This is a genomic window from Nocardioides cavernae (genome assembly GCF_013410035.1).
In the GTDB taxonomy this organism is placed as follows: domain Bacteria; phylum Actinomycetota; class Actinomycetes; order Propionibacteriales; family Nocardioidaceae; genus Nocardioides; species Nocardioides cavernae_A.
The window spans coordinates 34,233-50,706 of sequence record NZ_JACCBW010000007.1 but is presented as its reverse complement, the minus strand read 5'-3'; the positions used below and the strand labels follow the sequence as shown (position 1 = coordinate 50,706).

Here is a 16,474-nt window from a genome sequence, read left to right as displayed (position 1 = left end):
CGTGCGCAGGATCAGCGACGCCGAGCGCCGCGCCCGCATCGGCGTACGCCACGCGCTCGCGCCGGCGCACCGCCTCGGGGACACCGAGGCGGTGACCCGCGCGATGACGGTGCTCCACTCGACGGAGTACGCGTCGGTCCACCTGGCCGTCGCGGCCCGGTCGGAGGGCGTCACCGCACAGGACGTCGACGCCGCCCTCTACGACGACCGCTCGGTGGTCAAGCAACTGGCGATGCGGCGGACGCTGTTCGTCCTCCCCCGTGACCTGCTCCCCGCCGCGTGGGGCAGCGCATCGGCCCGGGTGGCCACCTCGGAGCGCAAGCGGATCGCCAAGGCGATCACGGGCGCCGGCATCGCCCCCGACGGCGAGGCGTGGCTCGACGCCGCCCGCGAGGCGACCCTCGCGTGCCTGGCGGCCGGCCCCGCCACGACCGCCGAGCTCCGGGCACAGGTCCCCGAGCTCGCTGGGACGATCGGCGGCGACACCGACAAGACGTGGGACCGTCCCGTCCCGGTGGCCCCGTGGGTGCTCACCCACCTCGGCCTCGACGGCGCCGTCGTCCGCGGTCACAACGGTGGCCACTGGCGCCTCAACAAGCCGACCTGGGTCCGGACCGAGGACTGGCTCGGCGAGGTGCCTGCGCCGCTCGACGAGGCAGCGGGCTACGCCGAGCTCGTACGCCGGTGGCTCGGCACCTTCGGCCCGGGCACGGCGGCCGACGTGCAGTGGTGGCTCGGCTCGACCAAGACGGCCGTCACCCGGGCCCTGGCCGACCTCGAGGCGGAGGAGGTCGCCCTCGACGACGGCACGACCGGCTGGGTGCTGCCCGACGACACCGTCGACGCCGGCCCCCTCGAGCCCTGGGCGGCGCTGCTCCCCACCCTGGACCCCACCGTCATGGGCTGGAGGTCCCGCGGCTTCTACCTCGACCCCGCGCACGTGCCCTACCTGTTCGACACCAACGGCAACGCCGGCACCACCGCGTGGTGGGACGGCCGGGTCGTCGGCTGCTGGGTCCAGGACGCGACGGGCCGGGTCCGCCTGTCCCTGCTCGAGGACGTCGGCCCCGACGGCACGGCCGCGCTCGAGCGCGAGGCGGAGCGGCTGACGGACTGGCTGGACGGCACCGTCATCGGCAACGTCTATGCCTCGCGGCAGATGAAGCAGGCTCGCCTGCCCTGAGTCGCCGGACGGCCCGCCCGGGGATCAGTCGCGCACGACGGGCAGCTGGAACCAGAACACCGCGCCACCGCCGGCGCGGTCCATGACGCCCATGCTCCCCCCGTGCGCCTCCACGATGCGGCGGCACGTGGCCAGTCCGATGCCGGTGCCCTCGACGGTCTTGTCGAGCCGGGCGAGCGGGGCGAAGATGCGTTCCTTCTTCTCGTCCGGCACGCCCCGGCCGCGGTCGCGGACCTCGATCCGGTTGCCACCGTCGCCCGTCCCGGTCGCGACCACCTCGACCTCGGCGGCCTGGCTGTCGACGGTGAACTTCGCGGCGTTGTCGATGAGGTTCATCAGCACCGACCGCAGCTGGGCGGCGTCGCCGCGGGCCTTGGGCAGGACGCCGCGGCGTACGCGCTCGCGCGGGATCCGTGCGGCGAGGTCGTCGAGCGCGTGGGTCAGCTCGAGGTCGAGGTCGACGAGGTCGTCCCCCGGGGCCTCGCCCTGGGACGCGAACTCGAGGAGGTTGCTGATCAGGCCGTTCATCCGGTCCACGCCGCGACGCGCGCGGGCGACGGTGTCGACCTGGAACGGGTCGGAGACCTCGAGCTCGAGGGACTCCAGCGACAGCGAGACCGAGGTGAGCGGGTTCTTGAGGTCGTGGCTGACCTGGCCGGCGAAGTGGGCCAACCGCTCGTTGGACGTGCTGAGCCGGGTGTTGACCTCCGCGAGCCGCCGCGAGGCCAGCTCCAGCTCGAGCACGTCGACCACCCGTTCGGCGAGCTGCGCGAGCCCGCGGGCGGCCTGGGGCGTCACGTGGTGGCTCTCGCTGTCGAACACGCAGAGCGTCCCGATGGTGACGCCCTCGGGCGTCGTGAGCGGGTGGGAGCCGTAGTACTTCACGTCGGCGATCTCGCCCGTCGTCCACGGGTTCTCGGCGAAGCGGACGTCGTGCCCCGCGTCCTCCAGCATGATCGGGCTGCCCGACTCGACGACCAGGCGGCACATCGAGTGGTCGATGGGCGACTCCTCCCCCTCGAAGCCCGCCGTGGCGACCTGGTGCTGGGCGTGCGAGCTCAGCAGGTTGACCGCGGCGAACGGCACCCCCGCGACCTGCGCCGCCAGCTCGACGAGGGAGTCCAGCTCCCGGCGCGGCGGGCCGCCGAGGACGTCGTACGTCGCGATCGCGCGGTCGCGGGTGGCGCCGCTCGGGGTGCCGCTCACAGTCCGGGGGCCTTCCAGACGGCCAGCCAGCGCTGCAGATCGGGCTCCATCGGCAGCTCCTCCACCAGTAGGTCGCGCACGGACAACTCCAGCAGGGTGTCACGGGTCTGTCCACCCTGCGGTGCGAACGGGTAGAACGTGCCCTGCTTGTAGAGGTAGGTCAGGCCGAACCGCTGCCCGGCCGCGTTGGCGAACGGGACCATCGAGCACAGCAGCCCGGAGGCGAACCCGTTGAGCTCGAGCGTGGTGTTGACGGCGTGCAGGTCGGTGCACAGACCCGACAGGTCGGACCCGTCGTGCCCGGCCACCACCAGCCAGGTGAAGCCGAAGTCGTCCTGCGTCACCGTCACGTCAGGTGCGTCGGCGTCGCCCTCGATGAGGGCGAGGACGTCCTGCTGGGCCTGCGCGAACGCCGCGCCCCCGGCTGCGCGGTAGCAGACTGAGCCGGTGCCGGTCGGCTCGAGGCCGAGGGCCGTCTGGAGGGTGATCGCCGCGCTCGGGACGTGGAAGAGAGCGTCGAGGTCGTTGCGCCGGGGCTGCACCCGTGCCCGCATGGCTTCCCACAGTCCCATCGTCGGTCCTCAGCCCGCGGGCCTGCTGAGCTCGGCCTGGATCCGCGCGAGCTGCTCGAGGCGTTGCTGGAGCGGCGGGTGCGTGGCCATCAGCCCGCTGAGTCCGCCGTCGAGGGCCGGGACGATGCAGAGCGCGCTCGCGGCTCCCGACGATCGCAGGTCCGCGGTCGGGGTCGCCGCACCCTGGCCACTGATCTTCTGCAGTGCGCTCGCGAGCGCTCCCGGCTTGAGGGTGAGGTACGCCCCGGCGCGGTCGGCGCTGAGCTCGCGGTAGCGCGACAGCAGGCGCAGCAGCAGGAAGCTGACGGCGTAGACGACGAGGCTGACGAGCAGCGCCACGAGCACGGCCGGCAGGGTCCGGCCGTTGCCGCGGCGCATGCCGCCGATCTGTGCGAACCGCATCAGCAGGCCTGCGGCGATGCCCGCGGACGACGCCACCGTCATGACGAGGACGTCACGGTGCGCCACGTGGCTCAGCTCGTGGGCCAGGACCGCCTCGAGCTCCTCGGCGTCGAGGGTCTGCAGGATCCCGGTGGTGACGCACACGACGGCCCGGTCCGGTGAGCGTCCGGTGGCGAACGCGTTGGGGACCGACAGGTCAGCGATCCCCACGCGCGGCTTCGGCATGTCGGCGAGGGCGCACAGCCGATCGACCATGCCGTGCAGCTCGGGAGCCTGCTCCGGCGTGACCTCGCGCGCACGCATCGCCCGCATGGCCACCGTGTCGGAGGTCCACCACTGCCAGAACGCGATCGCGACGGCCACGACGGCCACGACGACGGCGCCGCCCGCGCTGCGCACGAAGACCAGCACCGCGACCACGAGCCCGACGTAGAGCCCGCCGAGCAGGAACATGGTCAGGGTCATCCGGGCGGTGAGCCCGGTGTCCTTGATGAAGCGGGAGGTGGCCACCTGACGGTGCGCCTCAGCCAGGGATGAGGCCGTCGTCGCCCAGCAGCTCGCGCACCTCGTCGATGGTCGCGTCGGGCGGCGGCAGGATCAGGTCGGACTCGTCGAGGGAGTCCGGCGCGTGGTGGCTGCCGCTCGCGCGCACGGCCGACAGCAGGCCGTGCAGCGCGGTGCGGAACATCGCCTCGTCGCCGGACTCGATCGCGTGCTCGATCTGGTTGTCGAGGCCGTTGAGGGCGTCGAGGGCGTGGTCGTCGAGGTCGTACTGACCCTCGCCGAGGATCCGGACGATCATGCCTGGCCGCCTCCGTTGGCCTCCCGCTGGACGGGCTGCTCCGCGGGCGTCTGCCCCAGGATGTCGCCACCCTCGGACGCCTCGATCGCCGGCGTCGCCTGCGGCGCGTTGAGCCCCTTGAGCCGGGCCAGCTCCGCCTCCACGTCGGAGCCGGAGCTGAGGGCGTCGAGCTCGCGCGAGATGTCGTCGCCGGCATTGAGCTGGGAGGCGTCGTCGAGCGCGCCCGAGGCGATCAGCTCGTCGATGGCCTGGCCGCGCGCCTGCATCTGCGCGGTCTTGTCCTCCGCGCGCTGGATGGCGAGGCCGACGTCGCCCATCTCCTCGCCGATGCCCGACATCGCCTCACCGATGCGCGTCTGCGCCTCCGCTGCGGTGTAGGTCGCCTTGATCGTCTCCTTGCGGGTGCGGAAGGCCTCGACCTTGGCCTGCAGCCGCTGCTGCGCGAGGACGAGCTTCTCCTCCTCGCCCTGGAGCGTGGCCTGCTGCTCCTTGAGGCTGGTGATCTGCGAGGCGAGGCCCGACTTGCGGGTCAGCGCCTCGCGGGCGAGGTCCTCGCGGCCGGCGCCGATGGCCTTCTCGGCCTGGCCCTGGAGCTTGGCGGCCTGCTGCTCGAGCTGGTTGACCTGCAGCTCCACGCGCTTGCGGCTGGTCGCGACGTCGGCGACACCGCGGCGCACCTTGGAGAGCAGCTCGAGCTGGCGCTGGTAGCTGTAGTCGAGGGTCTCGCGTGGGTCCTCCGCCTTGTCCAGGGCCTTGTTGGCCTTGGAGCGGAAGATCAGGCTGATGCGCTTCATGAGACTCATCGGGGTGGAAACCCTCTCTCGGATCACAGGGACGTCGTCCTCACCCTAGAACCAAACCCAAGCCGGAGGTAGGCCATCCCGGCGCGTGGCCGGGCCGCGAGTCGGGCATCGGACCGTCACGACGATAGGCTGGCACCAGCATCCGATCCGCGAAGTCCACGTGAGGGCAGCACCTGTGTTCCGTCGCAACAGCTCCGAGCAGGAGACCACCGCCCCCGTCGACAAGGTGGGCGGCAAGGGGCGCCCCACGCCCACGCGCAAGGAGGCCGAGGCCGCGGCCCGGGCCAAGGCCAAGGTGCCGCGGACCCGCAAGGAGCAGGCCGCGGCGCAGCGTGCCGCCCGCGGCGACACCTCGCGCAAGATGCGTGAGGCGATGAAGACCGGCGACGACCGCTACCTGCCCGCCCGCGACCGCGGACCCGTGCGCCGGTTCATCCGCGACTTCGTGGACTCGCGCTTCTCGTTCATCGAGCTGATGATCCCGCTGCTGATCGTCTCGATGGTCCTGGGCTACTCCGGCAACCCGAGCATGATCCAGCTCGGCAACACCGTCCTGTTCACGACGTTGCTCGTGATCATCGTCGACATCGTGATGCTCCGGTTCCGGTTGCGCCGCGAGCTGGCGCGCCGCTTCCCCGACGAGCCCACGAAGGGCACCACCCTCTATGCCGCCATGCGCTCGCTGCAGATGAAGTTCCTGCGCCTGCCCAAGGCGCAGGTCAAGATCGGCGAGAAGCTCCCCGAGATCTACCGGTGAGCCACGACCACCCCCACCCCGGAGGGCCGACGGCCGACGTGTCCGTGCGCGTCGCGTGGTCCGACGACGCGGACGCCATCGCCACCGTGCAGCTGCGTGCGTGGCCCGAGCTCTACGCCGGCCTGCTGCCCGCCGAGGTGCTGCCCACCGACGTCGAGGCCGTCGCCGCCCAGTGGCGACAGGCGATGTCGCGACCTGCCGACGCCCGCAACCGGGTCCTCGTCGCCCTCGAGCGCAACCGGGTCGTCGGGTTCGCGCTGACCTCCCCCGCGACGGACCCCGACTGCGACCCGGTGGCCGACGGCGAGCTCGCCGAGGTGACCCTCGACCCGGCCGAGCGCGCGAAGGGGCACGGGTCGCGCCTGCTGCAGGCCGCGGTCGACACCCTCGCCGCCGACCGCTTCACCCGTGCCGTCACCTGGGTCAACGCCGGCGACGACGCCCTCCGGACGTTCCTCACCGACGCCGGCTGGGCCCCCGACACGGCCCACCGCGAGCTGGACCTCGACGGATCGGGCACGACGACGGTCAAGCAGGTACGCCTCCACACCGCCATCGGCTGAGCCCGGCTCCCGGGCTCGCGGGCGGGTTCACCCCTCGGGCTGCTTGATTTTCGCGTGACGCCCGTCACCATGGAGGTCCGGCCACCTCGCCGGAGCACCCACGGGGGTCCACCATGTTCGGTCCGCTTCCCACCCTGCACAGGCTCGTCCTCGTCCTCGCGGCCCTGGTCGTGTGCCTGGGCATCGGCTTCTGGTTCGGCGCGATGCCGGAGATCCCGCTCAACCTCCGCGTCGGGCTCCTCGCCGGCGCCGCGACCGGTGTGGCGGCGGCGTTCGCGCTGGTGCACGACTTCCACCACCGCCAGGCCCGGACCGCCCGCGTCCGCCGCCGCCACGGCTGAACGTCCCGCCTCCTGCGATGACCTAGCCTCGGGGCGTGAGCGAGCCCGCCCTGTCGTCCAGCGAGCGGTCGGGGATCATCCGCGACAGCCTCGCCGTCGGGCTCGCCACGGGGGCGTACGGCGTCGGCTTCGGGGCCGTGTCGGTGGCCTCCGGCCTGAGCGTGGCGCAGACGTGCGTGCTGTCCCTGCTGATGTTCACCGGGGCGAGCCAGTTCGCGCTCGCCGGCGTCGTCGCCGCCGGCGGGGCACCGATGTCGGGCGCCGCCACCGCACTGCTGCTCGGCACCCGCAACACCCTGTACGGCCTGCGCATGGCGCCGCTGCTGCAGTGGCGCGGCTGGCGGCGCTTCGCGGCCGCGCACGTGCTGATCGACGAGTCGACCGCGATGGCGGTCAACCGCCGCACGACCGAGGGCGTACGACTCGGGTTCCTCACGACCGGGTGGTCCGTCTTCGTCCTCTGGAACCTCGCGACCGCGGTCGGGGCGATCGCGGGTGAGGCGGTCGGCGACCCGCGCACCTTCGGTCTCGACGCCGCCGTCGGTGCCGCCTTCCTCGCGCTGCTCTGGCCCCGCCTGCAGGAGCGGCGCAACGTCCTCGTGGCGGTGCTCGCGGCCGCCGTCGCCCTGTCGATGGTGCCCGTCTCGGCGCCCGGCGTGCCGGTGCTGGCCGCGGGCGGCGTGGCCCTGCTCGTGGGTGTGCTCGCCCGAGGTCACCGCTGATGTGGACCGCGGTCCTGCTGGCCTGCGTCGGCTGCTACGTGCTCAAGCTCGCCGGGCTCTCCCTGCCGGAGCGGGTGCTGAGCCACCCCACGGTCGAGCGCGTCGCCGACCTGATCCCGGTCGCGCTGCTGGCCGCACTGGTCGCCGTCCAGGTCTTCTCGGCGGACGGCCCGTCGCTCGCGCTCGACGCGCGGGCGCTGGGGCTGGCGTTCGCCGTCGTCGCCCTGCTGCTGCGGATGCCGTTCCTCGTCGTGGTGGTCGGCGCGTCGGTCGTCGCCGCCCTCGCCCGACTGCTGTGACTCAGCCGAGGTCGAGGAACGCGTCGAGGCCCACCGTGAGGCCCGGGTGGTCCGCGATCGCGCGCACGCCGGCGAGGACGCCGGGCGTGAACGAGACCCGGTCGAGGGAGTCGTGGCGGATGGTCAGGGTCTCCCCCGCCGTGCCGAGCAGCACCTCCTGGTGCGCCACCAGTCCGCGCACCCGGAGGCTGTGCACGCGCACCCCGTCGACGTCGGCCCCGCGTGCGCCGTCGAGCCCGGTCGACGTCGCGTCGGGCATCGGCGCGCTGCCGGCGTCGCGGCGGGCGGCGGCGATCACCTCGGCCGTACGCCCCGCGGTGCCGGACGGCGCGTCGGCCTTGTCGGGGTGGTGCAGCTCGACGACCTCGACCGACTCGAAGAAGGGCGCGGCCTGGGCGGCGAAGCGCATCATGAGGATCGCGCCGATGGAGAAGTTGGGCGCGATCAGCACGCCCACACCGGGCGCGTCGGCGAGCCAGGCCTCGAGCTGGTCGAGACGACCCCGGTCGAAGCCCGTCGTGCCCACGACGGCGTGGATGCCGTGCTGGATGCAGTGATGCAGGTTCTCCATCACGACGTCGGGGTGGGTGAAGTCGACGACCACCTCGGTGCCCGCGGCGTTGAGGGCGGTGATGTCGTCACCGGCGTCGACGGACGCGACCAGCTCCGTGTCGTCGGCCGCCTCCACGGCCCGGCAGACCTCCGCCCCGACCTTGCCGCGGGCGCCGAGCACGCCGACCTTGATGGGCTCTCCTGCTGCGCTCACCCCGTCAACCTATCGCCGTCGCGACATCGCGGGTGGCGGTGGCTGACTCGTGAACGCGCGTCTGGCAGGCTGTGGGCCATGCCCAGCCCGACCATCCCGCCTCGCATCAAGTGGGCCGTCGACCTCATGGACGTCCAGCCGAACGACCAGGTGCTCGAGATCGGGTGTGGCCCGGGCGCCGGCGCCGAGGCGATCTGCAGCAAGCTCGAGACGGGCAAGCTGTTCGCCATCGACCGCTCCGAGTCCGGGGTGGACCGCACCAAGCGCCGCAACCAGAAGTACGTCGACGCCGGACGCCTCGTGGTGCGCCAGATCGACCTGGCGACGCTGCGGGTCCCGGTCAAACGGCTCACGAAGGTGTTCGCCTTCAACGTCAACCTCTTCTGGGTCCGCGCGTGCGACGACGAGATCGCGCTGCTGCACGAGCGGGTCGTCCCCGGCGGGGCCGTCTACCTCTTCTACGAGGCGGCGCAGCCCGAGCTGGTCCCCAACATCGTGAAGAAGGCCTCGGAGAACCTCCTGCGGGGCGGCTTCCGGGTCAGCGTCGTCGAGCAGAAGGCTCCCCCGGTCATCGGGCTCATCGCGCGCAGGTGACCGTCGCACGGGGCGGAGCTCCGGACGGCGACCGACGGTGGTCGAGCAGCGGCAGGCTCAGCCGGCCTTCGGGCCGACCACCGCGAGCATCTCCGGCTGCGTGAAGAGCTCCGCGGCCAACCGGGAGACGTCCTCGACCGTCACGGCCTCGATGCGCGCGACCACCTCGTCGATGGTGAGCAGCTCGTCGTGGACCAGCTCGGCCTTGCCGATGCGCGACATCCGGGAGCCCGAGTCCTCGAGACCGAGCACGAGCCCGCCCTTGAGCTGGCCCTTGCCGCGCTCGACCTCCTCGTCCGTCAGGCCCTCGGCCGCGACCTTGGCGAGCTCGTTGCGCACCGTCTCCAGCACCGCGGCGTACTTGCCGGGCAGACAGCCGACCGACACCCCGACCACGCCGGCGTCGGCGTGGTGGGTGGCGAAGGAGTACACGGAGTACGCCAGCCCGCGCAGCTCGCGGACCTCCTGGAACATCCGCGAGGACGTCCCGCCGCCGAGCGCGGTGTTGAGCACGCCGAGGGCGTAGCGGCGGGGGTCGGTGCGGGTGAGGCCCTTCACGCCGACGACGAGGTTGACCTGCTCCTGCGGGCGGATCGTGCGTGCGGTGCCGGGCTGGACCTTGCGGGCCTTCTCCGACTGCTGCGTCGGGGTCGGCTCGGCCTCTCCCTCGAGGAAGCCGCCACGACCGAACGCCTGGCGCACCTGGCGCACCACGGTGGCGTGGTCGATGTTGCCGGCGACGGACACGACCATGTTGTCGGGGCGGTAGTGGCGCCGGTAGAAGCGCTGGATCTGGGCGCGGGTCATCGCGGAGATCGACGCCTCGGTGCCGGCGATCGGGCGCCCGAGCGGGCTGTCGCCCCACGCCTGGCTGGCGAACAGGTTGTGCACCACGTCGTCGGGGTCGTCGTCGTGCATGGCGATCTCGTCGAGGATCACGTCGCGCTCGGCCTCGACGTCGGCGGCGGTGATGGTCGAGGCGGTGACCATGTCGCCGAGCACGTCGACGGCCGTGTCGAGGTCCTCGTCGAGGACCCGCGCGTGGAAGACGGTGTACTCCTTGGTGGTGAAGGCGTTGAACTCGCCGCCCACCGCGTCGAGCGCGACCGAGATGTCCATGGCCGAGCGCTCGGGCGTCCCCTTGAAGAGCAGGTGCTCGAGGAAGTGCGAGCAGCCGTGCAGCGCCGGGGTCTCGTCCCGCGAGCCCACGGCGACCCAGACGCCGATGCTCGCCGAGCGGGTGCCGGCCATCTGCTCGGTGACGACCCTCAGGCCGCTGGGCAGGACCGTGCGGCGTACGCGCGAGGTCACCGCCCCGTCGGCGTCCTTGACGGTGTGGAGGGTGCGGGTGGTGCCGTTCTTCTGCACGAGGGTCCTTCCGGGTGCTGCAGGGGTGGTGCTGGTTGGTGCACAGGGCGGAGCACCACGACCGGCCGGCCAGACGGCCGGCCGGTCGTGGGTGGAGCGTCAGTCGAGCGTCACTCGGCGTCGGTCGCCTCGGGGGCGTCCTCGGAGGCCGCGTCCTCGGTCTCCTCGACGACGGGGACGAGGGAGAGCTTGCCGCGGTCGTCGATCTCGGCGATCTGGACCTGGACCTTCTGGCCCACGGCCAGCACGTCCTCGACGGCCTCCACGCGCTTGCCGCCGGCGAGGCCGCGCAACTTGCTGATGTGGAGCAGGCCGTCCTTGCCCGGGAGCAGCGAGACGAAGGCACCGAAGTTGGTCGTCTTGACCACGGTGCCGAGGTAACGCTCGCCGACCTCGGGCATGGTCGGGTTGGCGATCGCGTTGACCGCGGCCTTGGCGGCCTCGGCCGCCTCGCCGTTGGTCGCCCCGATGTAGACCGTGCCGTCGTCCTCGATGGACAGCGTCGCGCCCGTGTCGTCCTGGATCTGGTTGATGACCTTGCCCTTGGGACCGATCACCTCGCCGATCTTGTCGACGGGCACGCGGATGGTGATGATGCGCGGCGCGTGGACCGACATCTCCTCCGGCGCGTCGATGGCCTCGGCCATCACGTCGAGGATCGCCAGGCGCGCGTCGCGGGCCTGGGTCAGCGCGGCGGCGAGCACCTCGGCGGGGATGCCGTCGAGCTTGGTGTCGAGCTGGAGGGCGGTGACGAACTCCCGCGTGCCGGCGACCTTGAAGTCCATGTCGCCGAAGGCGTCCTCCGCGCCGAGGATGTCGGTCAGCGCGACGTACTGGGTCTCGCCGTCGACCTCGCCGGAGATGAGGCCCATCGCGATGCCGGCGACGGAGGCCTCGAGCGGCACACCGGCCTGCAGCAGCGACAGGGTGGACGCGCAGACCGAGCCCATCGAGGTGGAGCCGTTGGAGCCCATGGCCTCGGAGAGCTGGCGGATCGCGTAGGGGAACTCCTCGCGCGAGGGCAGCACCGGCAGGAGGGCGCGGCGCGCCAGGGCGCCGTGGCCGACCTCGCGGCGCTTGGGCGAGCCCACGCGGCCGGTCTCGCCGGTCGAGAACGGCGGGAAGACGTACTTGTGCATGTAGCGGCGGTGCTTCTCCGGCGACAGCGTGTCGAGCTGCTGCTCCATCTTGAGCATGTCGAGGGTGGTCACACCCAGGATCTGCGTCTCGCCACGCTCGAAGAGCGCGGAGCCGTGGACGCGCGGGATGACGTCGGTCTCGGCGTGCAGCGGACGGATGTCGGCGAGGCCGCGACCGTCGATGCGGACCTTGTCGCGCAGCACGCGCTCGCGCACGACCGCCTTGCTGACCGAGCGGAACGCCGCGCCGATCTCCTTCTCACGACCCTCGAACTGGCCGGCGAGCTGCTCGAGCAGCGCACCCTTGAGCTCGTCGGTGCGCGACTCGCGCTCCTGCTTGTCGCCGATCTGCATCGCGGCGGTCAGGTCGGCCTTGGCGGCGGACTCGACGGCGGCGTAGACGTCGTCCTCGTAGTCGAGGAAGACCGGGAAGTCCTGGACGGGCTTGGCGGCCTCGGCGGCGAGCTGGGACTGCGCCTCGCACAGCTGCTTGATGAAGGGCTTGGCGGCGTCGAGGCCGCTGGCCACGACCTCCTCCGTCGGCGCCTGGGCGCCCCCCTGGATGAGGGCGATGGTGTCCTCGGGGGCTTCGGCCTCGACCATCATGATGGCGACGTCGCCGGTCTCGGTGACGCGGCCGGCGACGACCATGTCGAAGACGGCGTTCTCGAGCTGCGAGTGCGACGGGAAGGCCACCCACTGGCCGTCGATCAGGGCCACGCGCACCCCGCCGACGGGGCCGGAGAACGGCAGGCCGGAGAGCTGGGTGGACATCGACGCGGCGTTGATCGCCAGCACGTCGTAGGGCATGTTCGGGTCGAGGGCCATGACCGTGATGACGACCTGGACCTCGTTGCGCAGGCCCTTCTTGAAGGTCGGGCGCAGGGGGCGGTCGATGAGGCGGCACGCGAGGATCGCGTCCTCGCCCGGGCGGCCCTCGGAGCGGAAGAACGAGCCGGGGATCTGGCCCACGGCGTACATCCGCTCCTCGACGTCGATCGTGAGGGGGAAGAAGTCGAAGTGGTCCTTGGGCGTCTTGCCGGCCGTGGTCGCCGAGAGCAGCATGGTCTCGTCGTCGAGGTAGGCGGTGACGGCGCCGGCGGCCTGACGGGCCAGCAGGCCGGTCTCGAACTTGACGGTGCGGGTGCCGAACGAGCCGTTGTCGAGAACGGTCTCGACAGCGGAGATGATGGGTTCACTCATGGAAGCAGGACTCTGCTTTCTCTTCGCGGAGCGATCCGCGACGCCGCATGAGGTGCCGGTCTTCGATCGAGGCCCGCAGATCGTCGTCGAGTGATCGACGGATCTGAGAGCCACTACCGAGGACCGAGCCGGGCGCGCGGGTCGCTCCTGGATCTTCGGGTGTTCAGTTGTGCTGGTTCTTCGGGGCCGACCCTAGCGCGGGACGGCCTCCGAACCGAGCGGAGCGGCCCCCCGTGTCCGGGAGACCGCTCCAGTGGTTCAGCGACGCAGGCCGAGGCGCTCGACGATCGAGCGGTAGCGCTCGATCTCGGTCTTCTGCAGGTAGTTGAGAAGGCGGCGGCGCTGGCCGACGAGCAGCAGCAGGCCACGACGGCTGTGGTGGTCGTGCTTGTGCGTCTTGAGGTGCTCGGTGAGGTGCGAGATGCGGTGGCTGAGCAGCGCGATCTGGACCTCGGGGGAACCGGTGTCACCCTCGGTCAGGGCGTACTCGGCGATGATCTTCTTCTTGGTCTCCGCGTCGGTACCGATCGACATGGGGGCTCCTTCGGTTCTCGTTGCGCGGCGCGCCCGGGCTTGTCCACCGGGGCACTCTGGGTCCGCGGCCGTCTGACGGCGTGTCGCCCGTCGTGGGCAACCGGAGGATCATATCGAGGCGGGGTGGGCCGACCCAATCCGCGGAGCGTGGCTCACAGCGCCGGCGGGGGCGGCGGGTCGGACTCGGTGGTCCGCTGCGTGGTCGCCTGGCGGCCCTGCGCGTCGGTCGTGGTGGCGGTGGTGGTGTGGCGGCGACGGGTGTTCTGCTGCACCAGGGTCAGCACCAGCCACAGCGCACCGGCCAGGACCAGGATCCAGCCCAGGGTCGGCACCTCCAGCGGTCCCACCTGGCGCTCGTTGAAGGCCAGCGCGAGCACAAGGCCGACGACGACCAGTCCGATCGGTCCTCCGAAACCCATGACGTCTCTCCGTTCTCTCGGGGGCACCGGGTCAGCCCGGCGCGCGCCGAGTGTGCCCGACCTGCCCGACGCGCGGAACCCCTCTGCGGGTGGCCGCCCCGTGCGACGATGCCCGGCATGGACGCGACGCCGACGAGGGAGACCCGCATCGGGGTCTGCAACCTCTGCGAGGCCATTTGCGGGCTCGAGATCACCGTCGAGGGACGGGCGGTCGTCGGCGTGCGGGGCAACCGCGCCGACCCCCTGTCGCGCGGGCACGTGTGCCCCAAGGGCGTCGCGATCGGCGACGTGTACGCCGACCCCGACCGCCTGCGCCGCCCCGTCCGCCGCGTCGGCGAGGGTGGCGACGCCCGGTGGGAGGAGATCGGGTGGGACGAGGCGTTCGACCTCGTCGCGCAGAACCTCGCCCGGGTGGTGAACGAGCACGGGGACGACGCGCTGGCCGTCTACCTCGGCAACCCCAACGCCCACAGCCTGGGCTCGATGACGCACGGCACGGCGATGTTCAAGTCCTTCCGGACGAGGAACCGCTACTCGGCCACGTCGGTCGACCAGCTGCCCCACCAGCTGGTCGCGCACCTCATGTTCGGCCACCAGCTGTTCCTGCCGGTCCCCGACATCGACCGCACGTCGTGGTTCCTCGTCGTCGGGGCGAACCCGATGGCGTCCAACGGATCGCTGATGACCGTGCCCGACTTCCCCCGCCGGCTGCGCGAGCTGCGCGGCCGGGGCGGGCGGATGGTGGTCCTCGACCCCCGGCGCACGGAGACCGCGAAGGTCGCCGACGAGCACCACTTCGTCCGCCCCGGCACCGATGCGTGGGTGCTGCTGGCGATGCTGCACGTGCTCACCGCCGAGCTGTCCGACGAGCTGCCGCCCGTGCCGGCGTACGCCGACGGCGCAGGCACGGTGGCCGACCTCGTCGCGGGGTTCACCCCCGAGGTCGCCGAGACGATGAGCGGGATGCCCGCGGAGGACGTACGCCGCCTGGCGCGCGAGCTGCTCGCCGCGGACGGCGGGGTCGTCTACAGCCGCATCGGCGTCTCGGCCGGCCCGTGGGGGACGGTGTGCCAGTGGGCGGTCAACTGCCTCAACGTCCTGAGCGGCAACCTCGACCGCGTCGGGGGCGCGCTGTTCACCACCCCCGCGATCGACGCCGTGGGCACCGGGCTGATCGGCCGGGGCCACCACGACGCCTGGCGCTCACGGGTGCGCGGCCTCCCGGAGACCGGGGGCGAGCTCCCGGTCTCGGCGCTGCGCGAGGAGATCGAGACGCCCGGGGAGGGGCAGGTCCGCGCGCTCCTCACGGTCGCGGGCAACCCGGTGCTGTCCACCCCGGACGGCGCCCGGCTGGACGGCGCCCTGCGCGGGCTCGACTTCATGGTCGCGGTCGACATCTACGTCAACGAGACGACGCGGCACGCCGACGTGATCCTCCCGCCGACGACCGCCCTGGAGCGCGACCACTACGACTTGGTCTTCCACCTGCTCGCCGTGCGCAACACCGCCCGGTTCACCCCGGCCGTCTTCGACAAGGACGCGGACCAGCGCCACGACTGGCAGGTGTTCAAGGAGATCACGCTGCGCACCACGGCGCTGCTCGAGCGCAGGGCACCGCTGAAGAAGCGGCTCGTCCAACGGGCGCGGCTCACCGCCAGTCCGACACTGCTCGTCACCGCGCTCCTGCGCCGCGGCGCGAGCGGGGTGACGATGGCGAAGCTCCGCAGCCGCCCGCAGGGCATCGACCTCGGCCCGCTGCGTGCGGGGCAGCTGCCCGGTCGGCTGCCGTCGAGGGGCCGCCGGGTCGACCTCGCCCCCGACCTCGTCGTGCGCGACGTGGCGCGGCTCGCGGCCGTCGACGCGCCGGACGACGGTGGGCTGCTGCTGATCGGCCGGCGCCACCAGCAGGACTGCAACTCCTGGATGCACAACTCCGCGCGCCTCACCAAGGGCCGACCGCGACACCAGCTCCTGATGCACCCGGACGACCTCGCCGCGCGCGAGATCGCCGACGGTTCACGGGTCCGGGTCACCTCGCGCGTCGGGTCGGTCGAGGTCGAGGTGGCGGCGTCCGAGGACCTCATGCCCGGCGTGGTGTCGCTCCCCCACGGCTACGGCCACGCGCGTGACGGCGTCCTGATGGGTCGCAGCCGCGAGGTCCCGGGCGTGTCGGTCAACGACCTCACCGACCCCGAGCGGCTCGACGTGTCGGGCAACGCCGCGCTCAACGGCGTGCCCGTCGCGGTCAGTCCCGCCTGACCCCGTCGGAGCGGTCCCGGGAGCGGGTCCCGGGCGGTGTCCCCCCGGACGTCGAGAGCCCCCGCCGGGACCGGCGGGGGCTCTCGTGCTGGGGTCGTACGGGCGGGTCAGGCGCTCACGTCACCGAGGACGGCAAGGACGTCGTCCGGGGTCTGGGCCGCGTCGAGCGCGGCGATCTGGTCGTCGTCGGTGAACGCACCGGCCAGGGCCTGGAGCACCGTGAGGTGGTCGTCGCCGGCACCGGCGATGCCCACGACGTACCTGGCCGGGCTGCCCTTCCAGTCGATCGGCTCGTCGTAGCGGACGAACGAGATCGCCGTGTGGCGGATCAGCGCCTTGGCCTCGTTGGTGCCGTGCGGGATGGCGAGGCCGTTGCCCATGAACGTGGAGACCGAGGTCTCACGCTCGTGCATCGCCTCGACGTACGCCTCGTCCACCGCGCCGCTGGCGACCAGGAGCCGGCCCGCCTCGGTGATCGCCGCGTCCCTGTCCCTGGCCTGACCGCCGAGCACGATGGCCTCCCGGCTCAGTACGTCGCTCAT

General features: G+C 72.3%; 19 protein-coding genes. 8 read left to right on the top strand and 11 right to left on the bottom strand.

The features are described from left to right. Nucleotide 1 precedes the first annotated feature (1 nt). Nucleotides 2–1,183 carry a winged helix DNA-binding domain-containing protein gene (locus F4692_RS20015; RefSeq protein ID WP_179621501.1) on the top strand — a complete coding sequence of 394 codons (1,182 nt, stop codon included), beginning with the start codon at nt 2–4 and terminating at the stop codon, nt 1,181–1,183. Between the two features lie 24 nt (nt 1,184–1,207). Here F4692_RS20015 and F4692_RS20010 read toward each other — a convergent pair whose 3' ends face one another. The 5 genes from F4692_RS20010 to F4692_RS19990 are packed head-to-tail and all read right to left on the bottom strand — an operon-like array spanning nt 1,208 to nt 4,968. After that, nucleotides 1,208–2,389, bottom strand: coding sequence for a GAF domain-containing sensor histidine kinase (locus F4692_RS20010; protein ID WP_179621500.1), 1,182 nt, complete (start codon nt 2,387–2,389; stop codon nt 1,208–1,210). After that, the gene (pspAB, locus tag F4692_RS20005; protein WP_179621499.1) at nt 2,386–2,961 is read right to left on the bottom strand and encodes a PspA-associated protein PspAB; all 576 of its coding nucleotides are present in this window, start codon (nt 2,959–2,961) and stop codon (nt 2,386–2,388) included. The genes F4692_RS20010 and pspAB overlap by 4 nt, the downstream gene beginning before the upstream one ends. A gap of 9 nt (nt 2,962–2,970) precedes the next feature. After that, on the bottom strand, nt 2,971–3,873 hold the full coding sequence (htpX, locus tag F4692_RS20000; protein ID WP_179621498.1) for a zinc metalloprotease HtpX: 903 nt from the start codon (nt 3,871–3,873) through the stop codon (nt 2,971–2,973). Between the two features lie 13 nt (nt 3,874–3,886). Then, nucleotides 3,887–4,165 carry a PspA-associated protein PspAA gene (gene pspAA / locus F4692_RS19995; RefSeq protein ID WP_179621497.1) on the bottom strand — a complete coding sequence of 93 codons (279 nt, stop codon included), beginning with the start codon at nt 4,163–4,165 and terminating at the stop codon, nt 3,887–3,889. Continuing rightward, entirely contained in the window at nt 4,162–4,968 is an 807-nt protein-coding gene (locus tag F4692_RS19990) for a PspA/IM30 family protein (RefSeq protein ID WP_179621496.1), read from the bottom strand. Before F4692_RS19990 ends, pspAA begins: the two co-directional genes overlap by 4 nt. Nucleotides 4,969–5,128: 160 nt before the next feature. Here F4692_RS19990 and F4692_RS19985 point away from each other — a divergent pair, with 160 nt between their 5' ends. From F4692_RS19985 to F4692_RS19965, 5 genes are all read left to right on the top strand, one after another. Next, nucleotides 5,129–5,725: a DUF3043 domain-containing protein gene (locus tag F4692_RS19985; protein ID WP_308645394.1), complete on the top strand. Its 597-nt coding sequence runs from the start codon at nt 5,129–5,131 to the stop codon at nt 5,723–5,725. Then, nucleotides 5,722–6,288 (top strand): GNAT family N-acetyltransferase, encoded by a 567-nt coding sequence (locus F4692_RS19980; protein ID WP_179621495.1) that lies wholly within the window; start codon nt 5,722–5,724, stop codon nt 6,286–6,288. The genes F4692_RS19985 and F4692_RS19980 overlap by 4 nt, the downstream gene beginning before the upstream one ends. 113 nt (nt 6,289–6,401) lie before the next feature. Further along, on the top strand, nt 6,402–6,629 hold the full coding sequence (locus F4692_RS19975) for a hypothetical protein (RefSeq protein ID WP_179621494.1): 228 nt from the start codon (nt 6,402–6,404) through the stop codon (nt 6,627–6,629). Between the two features lie 35 nt (nt 6,630–6,664). Continuing rightward, a complete protein-coding gene (locus F4692_RS19970) occupies nt 6,665–7,351 on the top strand; it encodes an AzlC family ABC transporter permease (protein ID WP_179621493.1) in 687 nt (228 codons plus the stop codon). Then, nucleotides 7,351–7,650 carry an AzlD domain-containing protein gene (locus F4692_RS19965; RefSeq protein ID WP_179621492.1) on the top strand — a complete coding sequence of 100 codons (300 nt, stop codon included), beginning with the start codon at nt 7,351–7,353 and terminating at the stop codon, nt 7,648–7,650. Before F4692_RS19970 ends, F4692_RS19965 begins: the two co-directional genes overlap by 1 nt. 1 nt (nt 7,651) lies before the next feature. Here F4692_RS19965 and dapB read toward each other — a convergent pair whose 3' ends face one another. After that, the gene (gene dapB / locus F4692_RS19960) at nt 7,652–8,395 is read right to left on the bottom strand and encodes a 4-hydroxy-tetrahydrodipicolinate reductase (RefSeq protein WP_179621557.1); all 744 of its coding nucleotides are present in this window, start codon (nt 8,393–8,395) and stop codon (nt 7,652–7,654) included. 99 nt (nt 8,396–8,494) lie between these two features. Here dapB and F4692_RS19955 point away from each other — a divergent pair, with 99 nt between their 5' ends. Next, nucleotides 8,495–9,010 (top strand): class I SAM-dependent methyltransferase, encoded by a 516-nt coding sequence (locus F4692_RS19955; protein ID WP_179621491.1) that lies wholly within the window; start codon nt 8,495–8,497, stop codon nt 9,008–9,010. Between the two features lie 57 nt (nt 9,011–9,067). Here F4692_RS19955 and F4692_RS19950 read toward each other — a convergent pair whose 3' ends face one another. The 4 genes from F4692_RS19950 to F4692_RS19935 form a co-directional block, all read right to left on the bottom strand. Continuing rightward, nucleotides 9,068–10,378 carry a M16 family metallopeptidase gene (locus tag F4692_RS19950; RefSeq protein WP_179621490.1) on the bottom strand — a complete coding sequence of 437 codons (1,311 nt, stop codon included), beginning with the start codon at nt 10,376–10,378 and terminating at the stop codon, nt 9,068–9,070. A gap of 110 nt (nt 10,379–10,488) precedes the next feature. Next, the gene (locus F4692_RS19945) at nt 10,489–12,720 is read right to left on the bottom strand and encodes a polyribonucleotide nucleotidyltransferase (RefSeq protein ID WP_179621489.1); all 2,232 of its coding nucleotides are present in this window, start codon (nt 12,718–12,720) and stop codon (nt 10,489–10,491) included. A gap of 258 nt (nt 12,721–12,978) precedes the next feature. Beyond that, nucleotides 12,979–13,254 (bottom strand): 30S ribosomal protein S15, encoded by a 276-nt coding sequence (gene rpsO, locus F4692_RS19940; RefSeq protein ID WP_056906479.1) that lies wholly within the window; start codon nt 13,252–13,254, stop codon nt 12,979–12,981. Between the two features lie 152 nt (nt 13,255–13,406). Further along, nucleotides 13,407–13,673, bottom strand: a complete 267-nt coding sequence (locus F4692_RS19935) for a DUF6458 family protein (RefSeq protein ID WP_179621488.1) — start codon at nt 13,671–13,673, stop codon at nt 13,407–13,409. A gap of 117 nt (nt 13,674–13,790) precedes the next feature. Here F4692_RS19935 and F4692_RS19930 point away from each other — a divergent pair, with 117 nt between their 5' ends. Continuing rightward, entirely contained in the window at nt 13,791–15,932 is a 2,142-nt protein-coding gene (locus tag F4692_RS19930; RefSeq protein WP_179621487.1) for a molybdopterin-dependent oxidoreductase, read from the top strand. A gap of 107 nt (nt 15,933–16,039) precedes the next feature. Here the strand turns inward: F4692_RS19930 and F4692_RS19925 are convergent, their stop codons facing one another. Beyond that, nucleotides 16,040–16,474, bottom strand: coding sequence for a PTS mannitol transporter subunit IIA (locus F4692_RS19925; RefSeq protein WP_179621486.1), 435 nt, complete (start codon nt 16,472–16,474; stop codon nt 16,040–16,042).